Origin of the sequence: Streptomyces colonosanans (assembly GCF_001866645.1) — a bacterium.
Classification (GTDB): domain Bacteria; phylum Actinomycetota; class Actinomycetes; order Streptomycetales; family Streptomycetaceae; genus Streptomyces; species Streptomyces colonosanans.
Genome location: NZ_MLYP01000079.1, coordinates 16,775 through 31,280, shown reverse-complemented (window position 1 = coordinate 31,280; position 14,506 = coordinate 16,775). Strand labels below are relative to the sequence as shown.

13 protein-coding genes and 1 pseudogene are annotated in these 14,506 nt (G+C 70.7%); 8 read left to right on the top strand and 6 right to left on the bottom strand.

Annotated features, from left to right (window positions below):
• The first annotated feature begins 77 nt into the window (after nucleotides 1-77).
• Nucleotides 78-316 (top strand): annotated as a pseudogene (locus tag BIV24_RS26950) (helix-turn-helix domain-containing protein).
• A 296-nt stretch (nucleotides 317-612) separates the two neighbouring features.
• On the opposite strand, the gene BIV24_RS26945 reads toward BIV24_RS26950, so the two are convergent.
• Nucleotides 613-1,257, bottom strand: a complete 645-nt coding sequence (locus BIV24_RS26945; RefSeq protein WP_071369064.1) for a TetR family transcriptional regulator — start codon at nucleotides 1,255-1,257, stop codon at nucleotides 613-615.
• A gap of 214 nt (nucleotides 1,258-1,471) precedes the next feature.
• Here BIV24_RS26945 and BIV24_RS26940 point away from each other — a divergent pair, with 214 nt between their 5' ends.
• From BIV24_RS26940 to BIV24_RS26925, 4 genes are all read left to right on the top strand, one after another.
• Nucleotides 1,472-2,962 carry a glycosyltransferase family 4 protein gene (locus BIV24_RS26940; RefSeq protein ID WP_071369063.1) on the top strand — a complete coding sequence of 497 codons (1,491 nt, stop codon included), beginning with the start codon at nucleotides 1,472-1,474 and terminating at the stop codon, nucleotides 2,960-2,962.
• Entirely contained in the window at nucleotides 2,956-3,699 is a 744-nt protein-coding gene (locus tag BIV24_RS26935) for a class I SAM-dependent methyltransferase (protein ID WP_071369062.1), read from the top strand. The genes BIV24_RS26940 and BIV24_RS26935 overlap by 7 nt, the downstream gene beginning before the upstream one ends.
• The gene (locus BIV24_RS26930) at nucleotides 3,696-4,766 is read left to right on the top strand and encodes a prenyltransferase/squalene oxidase repeat-containing protein (RefSeq protein WP_071369061.1); all 1,071 of its coding nucleotides are present in this window, start codon (nucleotides 3,696-3,698) and stop codon (nucleotides 4,764-4,766) included. Before BIV24_RS26935 ends, BIV24_RS26930 begins: the two co-directional genes overlap by 4 nt.
• A 468-nt stretch (nucleotides 4,767-5,234) precedes the next feature.
• Nucleotides 5,235-5,789 carry a hypothetical protein gene (locus tag BIV24_RS26925; RefSeq protein ID WP_071369115.1) on the top strand — a complete coding sequence of 185 codons (555 nt, stop codon included), beginning with the start codon at nucleotides 5,235-5,237 and terminating at the stop codon, nucleotides 5,787-5,789.
• 95 nt (nucleotides 5,790-5,884) lie between these two features.
• Here the strand turns inward: BIV24_RS26925 and BIV24_RS26920 are convergent, their stop codons facing one another.
• From BIV24_RS26920 to BIV24_RS26905, 4 genes are all read right to left on the bottom strand, one after another.
• Complete coding sequence (locus BIV24_RS26920) at nucleotides 5,885-6,745, bottom strand: DUF5336 domain-containing protein (RefSeq protein WP_079168557.1); 861 nt, start codon at nucleotides 6,743-6,745, stop codon at nucleotides 5,885-5,887.
• A gap of 158 nt (nucleotides 6,746-6,903) precedes the next feature.
• On the bottom strand, nucleotides 6,904-7,851 hold the full coding sequence (locus tag BIV24_RS26915; RefSeq protein ID WP_071369059.1) for an N-acetylmuramoyl-L-alanine amidase: 948 nt from the start codon (nucleotides 7,849-7,851) through the stop codon (nucleotides 6,904-6,906).
• A gap of 10 nt (nucleotides 7,852-7,861) precedes the next feature.
• Nucleotides 7,862-8,554: a class I SAM-dependent methyltransferase gene (locus BIV24_RS26910; protein WP_071369058.1), complete on the bottom strand. Its 693-nt coding sequence runs from the start codon at nucleotides 8,552-8,554 to the stop codon at nucleotides 7,862-7,864.
• A 221-nt stretch (nucleotides 8,555-8,775) separates the two neighbouring features.
• Nucleotides 8,776-10,515, bottom strand: coding sequence for an MFS transporter (locus BIV24_RS26905; RefSeq protein ID WP_071369057.1), 1,740 nt, complete (start codon nucleotides 10,513-10,515; stop codon nucleotides 8,776-8,778).
• A gap of 278 nt (nucleotides 10,516-10,793) precedes the next feature.
• Between BIV24_RS26905 and BIV24_RS26900 the strand changes: the two genes are divergently transcribed.
• The 3 genes from BIV24_RS26900 to BIV24_RS26890 are packed head-to-tail and all read left to right on the top strand — an operon-like array spanning nucleotide 10,794 to nucleotide 13,633.
• On the top strand, nucleotides 10,794-12,230 hold the full coding sequence (locus BIV24_RS26900) for an MFS transporter (protein ID WP_107459743.1): 1,437 nt from the start codon (nucleotides 10,794-10,796) through the stop codon (nucleotides 12,228-12,230).
• A gap of 51 nt (nucleotides 12,231-12,281) precedes the next feature.
• The gene (locus BIV24_RS26895) at nucleotides 12,282-12,821 is read left to right on the top strand and encodes a SigE family RNA polymerase sigma factor (protein WP_071369056.1); all 540 of its coding nucleotides are present in this window, start codon (nucleotides 12,282-12,284) and stop codon (nucleotides 12,819-12,821) included.
• Nucleotides 12,821-13,633, top strand: a complete 813-nt coding sequence (locus BIV24_RS26890; RefSeq protein WP_177198833.1) for a hypothetical protein — start codon at nucleotides 12,821-12,823, stop codon at nucleotides 13,631-13,633. Before BIV24_RS26895 ends, BIV24_RS26890 begins: the two co-directional genes overlap by 1 nt.
• A gap of 120 nt (nucleotides 13,634-13,753) precedes the next feature.
• Here BIV24_RS26890 and BIV24_RS26885 read toward each other — a convergent pair whose 3' ends face one another.
• A complete protein-coding gene (locus BIV24_RS26885; RefSeq protein WP_071369054.1) occupies nucleotides 13,754-14,386 on the bottom strand; it encodes a response regulator transcription factor in 633 nt (210 codons plus the stop codon).
• Nucleotides 14,387-14,506: the final 120 nt, after the last annotated feature.

Genomic DNA, 14,506 nt, shown 5'->3' with positions numbered 1-14,506 from the left:
GGCGGCGCACGGACACGGCCGGTCAGAGTCATGCGAGTCGGCTTCGCCATGCGTGAAGACCTCGACGGGACGGTCTGATGGCAGCCGAAGCAGAGGAAAGCCACGCCATCCAGGTGCACCTCGACCGGTTGCTGGAGGAGCGGGGATGACGCTTGCCGAACTTGGGGCCCGAGTCGGCGTCACCCATGTGAATCTTTCGATTCTCAAGAACGGGCGAGCCGAGGCGATCCGCTTCACGACCCTCACACGGCTCTGTGAAGTGCTGGACTGTCGGCCCGGGGATCTGCTGAGTCACCGCTCCGCGGGCCAGGACTGACTCCGGCCCGCTTCAGTGCCCACTGATGACCGGGGCTTCTGCCGGAAGTGTCCAAAAAATCATGAAACAGGGGGTTTCTATCCTGCAACGGGAGAGATATCCTGAAATTCGCCTACGAGGCGAGCAAGGAAACTTGACCGGAAAGTGCCGACTTTAGCGTGAAACTTCGGTTTCCGCTGGGGCCGACAAAGGTCGGCCGAGGGGCTGGAAGGTCGAAAGACCAGAAGGTCACCCAAACCCGTCTCGTAGGTCATTTTTGTGCCCGCACGGCGCCGACGGGTCCTGTCCGGCCCCGTCTAGTCCCGCTCTCGCGGCCCCGTCAGGTCGATCAGTCGGCACACCGTCTCGAGGTCGACCTTGACCTGGGCGATGGAGGCGCGCCCGGAGAGCCAGGTGATCAGGGCCGAGTGCCAGGTGTGCTCGATCACGCGGACCGCCGACAGCTGGTCCGGGGTCGGATCCTCCAGGCCCATCGCGTCCAGGATGATCGTCGTGGTCTGGCGGGAGACCTGGTCCACCTCGGGGGAGACGCTGCGGTCCGCGAAGGTCAGGGCGCGGACCATGGCATCGGCCAGCTGCGGCTCGCGCTGCAGTGCGCGGAAGGCCCGCATCAAGGTCTCCGCCACCCGCTCCGCCGCCGTCTGTCCCGCCGGCGGCTTCTTCCTGAGGGTGTCGTGCATGTGCTCCAGCTGGTCCTGCATCGTCGCGACCAGAAGGTGCACCTTCGACGGGAAGTAGCGGTACAGCGTGCCCAGGGCGACCTGCGAGGACTCGGCGACCTCGCGCATCTGCACCGCGTCGAAACCGCCCCGGCCGGCCAGTTGCGCGCTCGCGTGCAGGATCCGGCGGCGGCGCGCCTCCTGGCGCTCGGTGAGCGGGGGCGAGGCCGGCTGCCCCGCCGCCCTCGCGGTACTGGCTGGCGCCTTGGCTTCCGCAGGCATGGGTCCCGTTCCGTTGTTCCGTGACGGTCGGTGAGGGTGAATGATCAGACAGCATGGCAGGGGCCTGCTCCGTGGCGCGAATCACCCGATCCCCCGCTCGTGGTTCCCTTACCTGCCGGTAGATTCGGAGCCTCTGAACGATCAAGTCTGAAACTTGTTCTAGATTATCGTCCCGGCGTAATCTCGCGGGAACGGCAGGGAGAAGGGGCCGAGAGTGACCGCTGAGGGCAGTGAGGCGGGTCCCCAGGAGGGCCAGGCCGCCGGTGGGGGTCCCTCCCTGTTCGAGCGAGGCCGGGAACTCGGGGGAGTCCGCCCGTTGCGCATCGCGCTCCTCACCTACAAGGGAAACCCCTTCTGCGGCGGTCAGGGTGTGTACGTACGGCACCTCTCGCGCGAGCTGGTCCGGCTCGGCCACCGCGTCGAGGTCATCGGCGCGCAGCCGTACCCGGTGCTCGACGAGGGTGAGGACCTGGAGGGGCTGTCCCTCACCGAGCTGCCCAGCCTCGACCTGTACCGCCAGCCCGACCCCTTTCGCACCCCTGGGCGCGAGGAGTACCGGGACTGGATCGACACCCTCGAGGTCGCCACGATGTGGACCGGAGGTTTCCCCGAGCCGCTGACGTTCTCGCTGCGCGCCCGCCGTCATCTGCGCGCCCGTCGCGGCGACTTCGACATCGTGCACGACAACCAGACGCTCGGATACGGCCTGTTGGGCGATGTCGGTGCACCGCTGGTGACCACCATCCACCACCCCATCACCGTGGACCGGCAGTTGGAGCTTGACGCGGCTCAGAACTGGCAGCGGCGGGCGTCCGTACGGCGCTGGTACGCGTTCACGCGCATGCAGAAGCGGGTGGCGCGCCGGCTGCCGTCGGTCCTCACCGTCTCGGGGTCGTCCCGCCAGGAGATCGTGGATCACCTGGGTGTCTCCCAGAACCGTGTCCATGTGGTGCACATCGGCGCCGACACCGGCCTCTTCTCGCCGGACCCGTCGGTGCCTCAGGTGCCGGGCCGGATCGTGACGACGTCCAGCGCGGACGTACCGCTCAAGGGCCTGGTGTACCTGATCGAGGCGCTCGCGAAGGTACGGACCGAGCACCCCGGGGCGCATCTCGTCGTCGTCGGCAAGCGGCCGCAGGAAGGCCCGGTCGCGCAGGCGATGGAGCGGTACGGGCTGGAAGGCGCCGTCGAGTTCGTCAAGGGCATCTCCGACGCGGAGCTGGTCGATCTGGTGCGCTCGGCCGAGGTGGCGTGCGTGCCGTCGCTGTACGAGGGGTTCTCACTGCCTGCGGCGGAGGCGATGGCGACCGGTACGCCGCTGGTGGCCACGACCGGCGGTGCCATACCGGAGGTGGCCGGGCCGGACGGCGAGACCTGCCTGGCGGTGCCGCCGGGCGACGCCGGGGCGCTGGCCGCCGGGTTGAGCCGGCTGCTGGGCGACCCGGAGCTGCGGGTACGGCTCGGTGCGGCCGGGCGGGAGCGGGTGCTGCGCCACTTCACGTGGGCCCGCGCCGCCGAGGGAACGGTGGCCCGGTACCGGGAGGCGGTCGCCGGCTCCACGGCGGGCACCGGTGCCCGCGCCCGGCTCCGCCCTTCCGGAGGGACCCCCGCCACGGCCCCGGTAAGTGCCGCACCCGCGGACCACGAAGCAGTCGCCGCCGAAGAAATCGTCGTCCCCGATCCCGAAAGCAGGGCCACGTGCTGACCGTCGACTTCTCCCGGTTCCCGCTCGCCCCGGGCGACCGTGTCCTGGACCTCGGCTGTGGTGCCGGCCGGCACGCGTTCGAGTGCTACCGGCGCGGTGCGCAGGTCGTGGCCCTCGACCGGAACGGCGAGGAGATCCGCGAGGTCGCCAAGTGGTTCGCGGCGATGAAGGAGGCGGGTGAGGCACCGGCGGGCGCCACCGCGACCGCCATGGAGGGCGACGCCCTCGCGCTGCCCTTCCCCGACGACTCCTTCGACGTGGTGATCATCTCCGAGGTCATGGAGCACATCCCGGACGACAAGGGTGTCCTTGCCGAGATGGTCCGTGTGCTCAAGCCGGGCGGTCGCATCGCCATCACCGTCCCGCGCTACGGCCCCGAGAAGGTCTGCTGGACCTTGTCCGACGCCTACCACGAGGTCGAGGGCGGCCACATCCGCATCTACAAGGCGGACGAACTGCTGGCGAAGATGCGGGAGGCCGGGCTGCGGCCGTACGGCACGCACCACGCGCACGCGCTGCACTCGCCGTACTGGTGGCTGAAGTGCGCCTTCGGCGTCGACAACGACAAGGTGCTGCCGGTGCGCGCGTACCACAAGCTCCTGGTCTGGGACATCATGAAGAAGCCGCTCGCCACCCGGGTGGCCGAGCAGGCGCTGAACCCGCTCATCGGCAAGAGCTTCGTGGCGTACGCGACCAAGCCCCACCAGCCCCGTCTCCCCGAGGCGGACGCCGCGTGACCACCCCCCGGACCGATCATCTCGTGCTGCCCGGGGTCCTCACCGCCGAGCAGGCCGCCGCGACCGTTCGCGGGATCCTCGCCGTACAGCGGGAGGACGGCGCCATACCGTGGTTCCGTGGGCACCACCTCGACCCGTGGGACCACGTCGAGGCGGCCATGGCGCTGGACGCGGCCGGGGAGCACACGGCGGCCGAGCGGGCGTACCACTGGCTGGCACGGCACCAGAACGAGGACGGCTCGTGGTACGCGGCGTACGCCGACGGGAACCCGGAGGAGGTCACCGACCGCGGCCGCGAGACCAACTTCGTGGCCTATGCGGCCGTCGGGGTGTGGCACCACTACCTGGCCACCGGTGACGACACGTTCCTGGACCGGATGTGGCCGACGGTGTACGCGGCCGTGGAGTTCGTGCTGCTCCTGCAGCAGGCCGGCGGGCAGATCGGCTGGAAACGAGAGGACGACGGCACGGACACAGCGGACGCGCTGCTGACCGGCTGCTCCTCGATCCACCACGCGCTGCGCTGTGCGCTGGCCATCGCCGAGCAGCGCGAAGAGCCGCAGCCCGACTGGGAGTTGGCGGTGGGCGCGCTGCAGCACGCGATACGCCGGCACCCCGAGCGGTTCCTGGACAAGGACCGCTACTCGATGGACTGGTACTACCCGGTGCTCGGCGGCGCACTCACCGGCAGTGAAGCGAAGGAGCGCATCGAGGCCGACTGGGACCGCTTCGTGGTGCCCGGTCTCGGTGTGCGCTGTGTCGTCCCCAACCCATGGGTGACCGGCGGCGAGTCGGCCGAACTCGCCCTGGCGCTGTGGGCGGTGGGCGAGTCCGACCGCGCGCTGGAGATCCTCCAGTCGATCCAGCACCTGCGCGATGCGGAGACCGGTCTGTACTGGACCGGCTACGTCTTCGAGGACCAGGCGATCTGGCCCCGGGAACTCACCACCTGGACGGCGGGTTCACTCCTGCTGGCGGTGGCGGCACTCGGTGGCGACGAGCCGACCTGCGCGGTCTTCGGGGGCGAACTCCTGCCTCCGGGCCTGGATCCGGACTGCTGCGGCTAGTGCCGCGGCAGGCGACGTTCGCCCCGTCGCGACGCCCGGCACACTCCCCCAAGTTCTTCGAGCAGGGGGGACCCCCACTCGCCGCGCCAGACGAAAGCCCGAGTACGTCCAGTACGAGGGCTTCCGTCCGGCACTCCCCCAAGCTCTTCGAGCAGGGGGGACCCCCAGAGCACGCTCCCCCACTCTCGGCTTCTCCCCCCACTCTCGGCTCCGCTTGAGCGGGGGGGACCCAGAGCGGGAGGTGCCCCCATGACGCTGCTCCTTGACGGGCGAACATTGCCTGCCGCGGCACTGGCGCACGTTCCGGTGCGGGCGCCCCTTGTCCCTTCCCAGGGCAAGGGGCGAGGGATGTCACCCGAACGGCCCTGCCTGGGCGGTGCGGGCGGGCGGGGCGGGTGAGGCTGCCGGTGGAGCCGCGTTCTCCCCGTCCGCGAGAGAACCGTGCCCTTCCCGGAACCGGAGGATCCCGTGCCGCTGCCGATACGTCGCCTCGTCCCGGCGCTCGCCCTCTCCTGCATCCTGTCCGCCGGCGCCACCGCCTGCGGCGGGAGCAGCGCCGTGAAGGGGGCCGCCGCGTACATCGTGGCCCCGACGCCGTCCCCGACCACCCCGGCCGAGTGGCAGAAGTTCGCCAGGGCCCGGTTCGCGGCGAACGCGGGACTTGCCGCCGGGGCGGCCGACCGGTGGATCGTGAAGCCCTGGAAGGAAGGCGGCTTCAAGGAGGGCGTCAGGGGACGGAAGGCCGCGCTCGCCCAGGCGGGCCGCGCGGGCACCTTCGCGTACAACCGGCTCAGGGCGGTCCAGCGCAACGCCCGGGGCGACCCCAGGCTCGCCAAGGCCCTCGCCCCGCTCACCACGGGACTCGACGGCTTGAAGAACCTTCCGTCCAGGCTCCGCAACGGCGACGAGTCGGCCATGCGCTCCATCAACGACATCATCGCCAAGGTGAAGGGCGCGGGCAGCAGCGCGGGCGCCCGGATCAGGATCCGGGTCCCGTCGGCCGCGCAGCTCGCCTCGGGCTGACGTGTGTGACGCTACGTCAGTTCCGTTGTGTGGCAGGACCGTACGACAACGGCCCCGCACCCGGGAGGGCGAGGGGCCGTTGCGGAGCGGGACGGTCAGCCGCGCTGGATGCCGCTCGTGTCCTGCAGCACACCACGGCGGCCGTCCTGCGTCTGCGCCACGAGGCTGGTGCCGCGCTGTTCGACCGCCAGGTACCAGGTGCCCGGCGCGAGTTCGGCGATCGGCGTCGGCGAGCCGTCCTCCGCGAACAGCGGACGCGGCACCGGCACGGCGAACCAGAACGGCGAGAAGTCCCCGGCGGGAGCCTGCTGCGGCTGCCCGCCGAACTGCGGCTCCTGCTGCGGCTGCCCGCCGAACGACTGACCCTGCTGCTGCGGCTGCCCGCCGAACTGCTGGCTCTGCTGCGGCTGTTCGCCCGGCTGCTGGCCCTGCTGCGGCTGTCCGCCGAAGGGCTGCTGGGCGCCCGGGTAGCCGTAGCCGCCCTGCGGCTGCGCACCGTAGGGCTGGGGGGCGGGAGGCTTCGGGGCGGCCGAGACAAGGGCGGCCTGCAGGGTCGGCACCAGGGGGGTGGCGATGGCGGCGGCGGCCAGGGCCAGGGCGGCGATGAAGCCGAGGATCAGACCGGATCCCGCATCGCTGAAGTCGATGAGCGTCCACAGCAGCACCCAGGCGGACGAGACGGTCAGCGTGGTGCCGACCACTCCCAGGTCCAGACCCACGACCTTGCGCGGTGCGGGCTGCAGGCGGCAGATCACGACGAGCGCACCACCGAGGACGCCGGCCATGTAGGTGCCGAGTCCGAGCCCGAGGTTGTCCCAGGAGTTGGGCAGGTTGAGCCGGCTGCAGATATCGCTGGAAGCGCCGCAGCCGGAGAGGTCGAGGAACGACGCGATGAACAGCAACACCGCTGCTCCGATCACCACGCCGTCGCCTCTAGTGAGGGAGCGGAAATTCACTTCGGGTCCTTCGTCTGTCGTCTCGTCGTCAGTGGAGGCGTCGCTGTCACCGTCTCGCTCTCGGGTCGCGGTGTGAAGCGCGGGGGTGGCCCCCTCATCGTAGGAGTGACACTATCGTCCACCAGGCCTGGATGTCCGCCGGGTTGGGACGATGATCACTACCCGTGCAGGAAGCTCACGATTCCCTCAGAGATCCCCTGCGCCGCCTTCTGCCGCCACGCGCCACTGGTCAGCAGAGCCGCGTCCTTGCTGTCGCGCATGTTGCCGCACTCGATGAATACCTTGGGAACCGTTGACAGATTGAGACCACCGAGATCGCCGCGCACGACGACACCCGTGCCGTTCCCCAGGTAGTTGGACGGGGCGCTCTTGGTGACGCGCACGAAGCTGCCCGCGATGCGCTCGCCCAGGTCGCGGGAGGGGGCGACGATCGGACGGGTGTCCGCCGCGCCCTCGTGCACCGAGGCCGGGAGGATGACGTGGAAGCCGCGGTCGCCGGCTGCCGCGCCGTCCGCGTGGATGGAGATCGCCGCGTCCGCGTGCGCCTCGTTGCCCATCCGCGCCCGCTCGTTCACACACGGGCCCCACGCGCGGTCCCCGTCCTGTGTGAACTTCACCGTGGCGCCCTGCTGTTGGAGGAGGGGGCGCAGTCGGCGCGCCACGTCCAGCGTGAACTGAGCTTCCGGATAACCGGAGTTGGTGGCGGCACCTGTGGTGTCGCACTCCTTCCGGTTCGTGCCGATGTTCACCTTGCGGTTGATGTCGGAGGGGTGCCGGAAGTTGCCGGGATTGTGTCCCGGGTCGATCAGGACGACCTTGCCCTTGAGCGGCCCGGACGCGGCCGGGCCGCCGGCGGTCGGTGCCGTGGGGGAGGACGAGGCGGAACGCTTGCCATCGGCCGTGGGGGAGGCGGTGGCCGACCTTGACGCCGAAGTGGCCGTGGCGGGTGCGGCGCCGTCCGAGCTGTCGCCGGTGTCGGCCACCGCCTCGTAGACCAGCCAGCCGACGAGCGCCACCGGTACCAGGGCGGCGACCGTGATCGTCAGTGGCCGGCGCCGGGAGCGGCGCGGCTGGGGGGGATCGAAGTCGGGACCTACGTACGACATGTCTGCGACCCTAACCGCGCCGCCCCCTTCCCGCCTCGGTTCGCTTCAGCACGCGCAGGGAGTCGGTCACCGAGACCTCCGTGAACTCGCCGGAACCGAGTGCCCTGAGGTACACGCGGTAGGGGGCCTGGCCGGTGAACTCGTCCTCCGGCTCCGGAAAGACGTCGTGGATGACCAGCAGTCCGCCCGGGGCCACATGGGGGGCCCAGCCCTCGTAGTCGGCGTTCGCGTGTTCGTCGGTGTGGCCGCCGTCGATGAACACGAGGCCGAGCGGCGTCCCCCACAGCGCCGCGATCTGCGGGGAGCGGCCGACGAGCGCGACCACGTGCTCCTCCAGGCCCGCCCGGTGCAGCGTGCGCCGGAAGGAGGGCAGGGTGTCCATCAGGCCGATCTCGGGGTCGACCGTCTCCGGGTCGTGGTACTCCCAGCCCGGCTGCTGCTCCTCGCTGCCGCGGTGGTGGTCGACCGTGAGTGCGGTGACGCCTGCGGCGCGGGCCGCGTCGGCGAGCAGGATCGTGGAACGGCCGCAGTACGTGCCGACCTCCAGCAGGGGCAGTCCGAGCCGCCCCGCCTCGACGGCGGCCTCGTACAGCGCTAGCCCCTCCCCCAGGGGCATGAACCCCTTCGCGGCCTCGAAGGCGGCCAGGATCTGCGAGGGGGGTCCCGCCTGCTCGTTGGGCTCGGGGGAGGGTGCCGCAGGCATGGGGGTCCTTCCGTCGTACGTACCTGTGGGCGCCCCATGCTGCCGCACCCTTTTGCCGCGTGGGCGACGGGGGTGGGGGCGAGGCGGTGTGACCTGCGGTTTTTCGGCGGCCCTGAGTGCAGTTGTCGTCCTTCGGGGGTGCGCGGGGCCCGGCCCGTGTGCGCCTCATGCCGTCGCGCCCCCGCCGCGGGGGCGACGGGGGCGCGGGTGCGGGGCCGGGATCAGGCGGAGATGGTTTCGCCCGGCAGCAAGAGGTCCAGGTCGATCGGGTGCTCGTCGCCCGTGTGGGTGGCCGACGAGGCGAGCGGGCCGTGGCCCGCGGCCCTGGCGGCCAGGACGTAGGGGCCCTTCGCCGGCACGGCCAGTGTGTAGCGGCCGTCCTCGGTGGAGAGCGTGGCGCCCGCCTGGCGGCCCCTGCGGTCGATCAGCGTCACCTTGGCGCGGGCCACCGGGGCGCCCTGGGCATCCAGGACCCGGCCGCGGAACCCGCGCAGTACCTGGTTCGCGCGCTCCAGGTTGGCCTCCTCCTCGCTGCTCGCGCGCAACTGCGTCCCGGCCGACGGGCGTTGCCCCGGCAGGAAGAGGGCGGCCAGCAGGCCGAGCGCCACCGCGGCCGTCGCGATCAGGAAGGAGACGCGGAAGCCGTGCAGGGAGGGGACCGCGAGGCCGTTCGTCCGGTGGGCGGTGTTGGCGAGCACCATGCCGATGACGGCGCTGGAGACCGACGTGCCGATCGAACGCATCAGGGTGTTGAGGCCGTTGGCCGCGCCCGTCTCCGAGGCCGGGACCGCGCCGACGATCAGCGCGGGCAGCGAGGAGTAGGCGAGGCCGATGCCCGCGCCCAGGAGCACCGAGGTGACCACGGTCTGCCAGGCGGCATCCATCAGGCCGAGGCCGGCGCCGTAGCCGATCGCGATGATCAGCAGGCCGGTGATGAGGGTGACCTTCGGGCCGTATCGGGCGGACAGCCGGGCATAGACCGGCGCGGTGAACATCATCGTCAGGCCGAGCGGTGCCACGCACAGGCCCGCGACGACCATGGACTTGCCGAGTCCGTAGCCGGTGGCGGTGGGCAGCTGGAGCAGTTGCGGCAGGACGAGCGAGACGACGTAGAACGCGACACCGACCATGATCGAGGCGAGGTTGGTGAGCAGCACCTCGCGGCGGGCGGTGGTGCGCAGGTCGACCAGCGGCGCGCTGACGCGCAGCTCCAGCACGCCCCACAGGACGAGGGCGACGACGGCGGCGGCGAACAAGCCGAGCGTGGAGCCGGACGCCCAGCCCCAGTCGCTGCCCTTGGTGACCGGCAGCAGGAGCAGGACCAGGCCGGCGGACAGGCCGAGCGCGCCGGGCAGGTCGAAGGAACCCTCGGCGCGCGTCGTGGACTCCGGCACGACAAGGAGGGTGAGCACGATCGAGAGGACGCCGAGTCCGGCGGCGCCGAAGAACAGTGCGTGCCAGTCGGTGTGCTGGGCGACCATGGCCGCGGAGGGCAGTGCGAGTCCGCCGCCGACGCCGATCGAGGAGCTCATCAGGGCCATCGCCGAGCCGAGCCGCTCGCGGGGCAGCATGTCGCGCATCAGGCCGATACCGAGGGGTATCGCGCCCATCGCGAAGCCCTGGAGCGTACGCCCGACGATCATCGGCGTCAGGGCACTGGTGAAGCCGCTGACCAGCGCGCCGACCACCATCACGGCCAGGCTGGTGAGCAGCATCCGCCGCTTGCCGTAGAGGTCGCCGAGGCGGCCCATGATGGGCGTGGCCACGGCGCCCGAGAGCAGGGTCGAGGTCAGCACCCAGGTGGCGTTGCCGGGTGAGGTGCTCAGTAACTGGGGCAGATCCTTGATGACCGGGACGAGCAGGGTCTGCATCACCGCGACGACGATGCCCGCGAAGGCGAGCACCGGCACGATCGCGCCGGACCGTCCACGAGTGGGCCGGGCGGTCGGTATGTGCGTCATTGCGTGGGCCTCCGGGCCGGGAATCGGGAGACGTGCGGAAGAGCTCGCTCGCGAGATCTGTGCGGACAGACGTTGGGTCAACCTTGTTCGCCAGGACACCTATTCCGATGTTTCGCCTTCCTAACGAATCCTTGACCATCCCATGGAGAATTGATCGGCCGTCAGACGCCGCCCTTCGAGCGGAACGTGTTCTTCTCCGCGGGCAGCGGGAGTAGGACGTACGACTGAGGCGGAGGTGGGGCGAAATCCCGATGCACGCACGCACCGGGGTTGGGACCATGGCCTCCATGCTGCAAACCGCCGAAGACACTTCCATAAGTCGTCGCTCCGCATTGCCCACATGGGTGGTGGTCGCGCTCGCGTGTGCCGGGCAGTTCCTCGTCGTGCTGGATGTCTCCGTCGTCAATGTGGCGTTGCCGTCGATGCGGACCGACCTGGGGTTGAGCTCGTCCGGGCTGCAGTGGGTCGTGAACGCGTACGCGATCGCCTTCGCCGGGTTCATGCTGCTGGGCGGGCGGGCCGGGGACCTGTACGGGCGCAAGCGGATGTTCCTGGTGGGGCTCGCCCTGTTCACGCTGGCCTCCGTCGCCGGTGGGCTGGCCCAGCAGGGCTGGGAGCTGCTGGCCGCACGGGCCGTGCAGGGGCTGGGGGCGGCCGTGCTGGCGCCCTCGACGCTGACGCTGCTCACCGCGGCGGTGCCGGAAGGTGCCGCACGGGCGCGTGCCATCGCGACCTGGACCGCGGTGGGCGCCGGCGGCGGCGCGGCGGGCGGGCTCGTCGGCGGGCTGCTGGTGGACGGGTTGTCGTGGCGCTGGGTGCTCCTCATCAACGTGCCGGTCGGCGCCGTCGTCCTGGCCGCGGCGGCACGGTGGCTGACCGAGAGCCGCGCCGGGGGCGGGCGACGGCTCGACCTGCCGGGCGCGCTGCTGGTGACGGCGGGGCTGGCCACGCTCGCGTACGGGATCGTGCAGACGGAGGCGGAGGGCTGGACGGCGGCGGTGACCCTGGTGCTGCTGTTCGCCGGACTCCTCCTGATCGGCCTGTTCCTGGCCGTCGAGGCGCGCACGAAGGCCCCGCTGATGCGCCTGGGGCTGCTACGAGTGCGGTCGGTGGCCTCGGCGAACGCGGCCATGTTCGTCTCCGGTTCGGCGTCGTTCTGCATGTGGTTCTTCATGACGCTGTACGCACAGAACGTCCTCGACTACTCGCCGCTGGAATCCGGCCTCGCGCTGATGCCCAGCTCACTGGCCGTGGTACTCGGCTCCAAGGTCGCGCCGCGGGTCATGCGGGTCCTGGGGGCGCGGAACGCGACGGTACTCGGGACGCTGATCACGGCGGCCGGTTTCGGCTGGCAGTCGACCATGACGGCGGGTGGGGGCTATCTGACGGCGATCATGTTCCCGGGGATCCTGATGATGCTGGGCGCGGGTCTGTCGATGACCCCGCTCGCCGCACTCGCGACCTCCGGGGCGGCGCCGGGGGACGCCGGGCTGGTGTCAGGACTGGTCAACACCTCGCGCACGATGGGAGGTTCGCTGGGCCTCGCGGTCATGTCCGCAGTCGCCGCGACACGCACGGGGGGACGCCAGTCGGCCGAGGCCCTGACGGAGGGATACGCGCAGGCGTTCCGGGTGAGCGGGTGCGTGCTGCTGGCGGGGGCGGTGCTGATGCTGGTGTGGCTGCCGCGAAAGACTTCCGCGAATTCCGCTCGGTGAGGCAACGGTCCGGCGGGCCCATGGACTCCTTTTGATATCTAGGAGGTGCCCATGGGGGATCGGAAGCAGGCTCGGGACACGGAGTTCCAGAGCTTCGTCATCGGCCGCTGGCCGCGGTTGATGCGTACGGCATTTCTCCTCACGGGGGAGCAGCACGCCGCGGAAGACCTGGTCCAGTCGACGCTCGAACAGGTCTATGTGGCGTGGCGCAGGGTCGGCTCGGCCGACGACCCGGAGGCGTACGTACGACGCGTGATGATCAACGCGCATGCGCGAAGGCATCGCAGACGCCTCAAGGAGTTCCTCGCGCCCAGAGACGACTCGAATCTGGTGCGCGAGGTGGCGGACACCGGTGATCGCATCGCCCAGGCCGACGATCGCAGCGCCCTGCTGAAGGCGCTCGCCCAACTGCCCCCGCGGCAAAGGGAGGCGGTCGTCCTGCGGTACTGGGAGGACCTGACCGAGACGCAGACGGCCGAGGCGATGGGCTGCTCGGTGGGCACGGTGAAGAGCAATGCGGCCAAGGGGATCGCGAAACTCCGCGCCATACCCGGCTTGACCGAGATGGTGGCCGAGGGAGGGCGGAAGTGATGAGCGCGGACCAGGAGAACCTCGACATGACGCACAGGGACATCACCCTCCTGCTGGCCGGTGCCGCGGACGAGGTCGAGATCGGCATAGCCCCCTACCAGGCGGTGATCCGGGGCGGCCGCCGCCGCAGGGCCCGCCGTTGGGCGATCGCGGCGGCCACGACCCTGGTGCTCGCCGGCTCGACGGGCGCCACGCTCGCTTTGGCGGGCCTGCCGGGCGAGGGCGGGAACAGGGTGGCGCCGGCGGCGACACAACCGGCCTCACCGGAGGCGCGGCACGTGTACGTGCCTCAGCGCACCACGCTGGCGACCGGAATCGACCAGGGCAAAAAGTGGCGGGTCCACATCGACGTGTGGGGAGTGCCGCGCGACGAGACCGAGGCGCGGCTGCAGCTGGACGCCATGCGCCGGTCCGGGGAGCGGCCCCCGGTGCGCCAGGCGTCCGACCTGGTCGGCAAGACCTCGTACTTCGTAGGTCGGAGTGTCGGCGACGGCAAGTCGTCGACGATCATGTTCAACACGGTCAAGAAGGTGGAGCCCATGTCGGCCGGCGACTCCCAGTTCGCCGCGGTTCCCCTGGACCCTGGTACCTCCGGCCCCGACCGGCTGGTCGTCGGCCAGGTCGCCAAGAGCACCGAGCAGGTCACCTGCACGTGGAAGGACGGCACGACCTCGGTGGTCCACAGGGTGCCTGGCTACGACGTCAACGGCGACCAAGGGGTGATCCGCCCGGCGGCCGGCTCCCCGCAGAACTGGTTCGTGTGCCTTGGGCCGAAGGGGACGGGCTCGAAGAGCGTGGGAGTGCCGAAGTAGAAGACCCGAAAGGGAAGGTGGGGTTCATCGCACGGGCGATGTGACGTCGGGGTCCCCGGGTCCCGCTCTCCGGAGAGTGCCGCCCGCGCGCGTTGGGCGGCCCCTCGGCGGACCTCTTCCCTACAACCACCCCTGCTGTCGGGCCTCCCGCATCGCCTCCATGCGATTGCGGGTGCCCGTCTTGCCGATGGCGGAGGAGAGGTAGTTGCGGACGGTGGACTCGGAGAGACGGAGTCTGGTGGCGATATCGGCGACCGTCGCGCCGTCCACCGAGGCCTTCAGAACGTCGCACTCGCGGGTGGTGAGAGGGTTCGGGCCGGCGCTCAGCGCGGCCGTGGCCAGCGCAGGGTCCACGACCGTCTCACCGGTGAGCACCCGGCGGATCGCCGCGGCGAGTTCCTCCACCGGCCCGTCCTTGACCAGGAAGCCGGCGGCGCCCGCGTCCATGGCACGGCGCAGATAGCCGGGCCGACCGAAGGTGGTGAGGATCAGCACGCGGCAGTCCGGGGCCTGCTCGCGCAGTTCGGCGGCGGCGTCCAGCCCGCTCATGCCCGGCAGCTCGATGTCCAGCAGGGCCACGTCCGGCCGGTGGACCAGCGCGGCGTCCACGATCGCGTCCCCCGTCGCCACCTGCGCGACGACCTCGATGTCCTCCTCCATACCGAGCAGCAGGGCGAGGGCACCGCGCATCATGCCTTGGTCCTCGGCAAGCAGGACCCTGATGCACTTCGCCAACCGGTGATCTGGGGGCATCTCATCCACGCGCCTAGGGTACGGGGCCCATGCACCACGACATGTGAACCGCACGAATCATCGGTCGGCGACAACATGTGTGTCACTGGTTCCAAGTGGTTGTCGGACGACAACCATCTC

Excerpts from the sequence above, each read along its gene's own strand:
- BIV24_RS26945 (WP_071369064.1), bottom strand. The coding sequence starts at position 1,257 with ATGCCTGCGGAAGCCAAGGCGCCAGCCAGTACCGCGAGGGCGGCGGGG.
- BIV24_RS26915 (WP_071369059.1), bottom strand. The coding sequence starts at position 7,851 with ATGTCGTACGTAGGTCCCGACTTCGATCCCCCCCAGCCGCGCCGCTCC.
- BIV24_RS26910 (WP_071369058.1), bottom strand. The coding sequence starts at position 8,554 with ATGCCTGCGGCACCCTCCCCCGAGCCCAACGAGCAGGCGGGACCCCCC.
- BIV24_RS26905 (WP_071369057.1), bottom strand. The coding sequence starts at position 10,515 with ATGACGCACATACCGACCGCCCGGCCCACTCGTGGACGGTCCGGCGCG.
- BIV24_RS26900 (WP_107459743.1), top strand. The coding sequence starts at position 10,794 with ATGGCCTCCATGCTGCAAACCGCCGAAGACACTTCCATAAGTCGTCGC.
- BIV24_RS26895 (WP_071369056.1), top strand. The coding sequence starts at position 12,282 with ATGGGGGATCGGAAGCAGGCTCGGGACACGGAGTTCCAGAGCTTCGTC.
- BIV24_RS26890 (WP_177198833.1), top strand. The coding sequence starts at position 12,821 with ATGAGCGCGGACCAGGAGAACCTCGACATGACGCACAGGGACATCACC.
- BIV24_RS26885 (WP_071369054.1), bottom strand. The coding sequence starts at position 14,386 with ATGCCCCCAGATCACCGGTTGGCGAAGTGCATCAGGGTCCTGCTTGCC.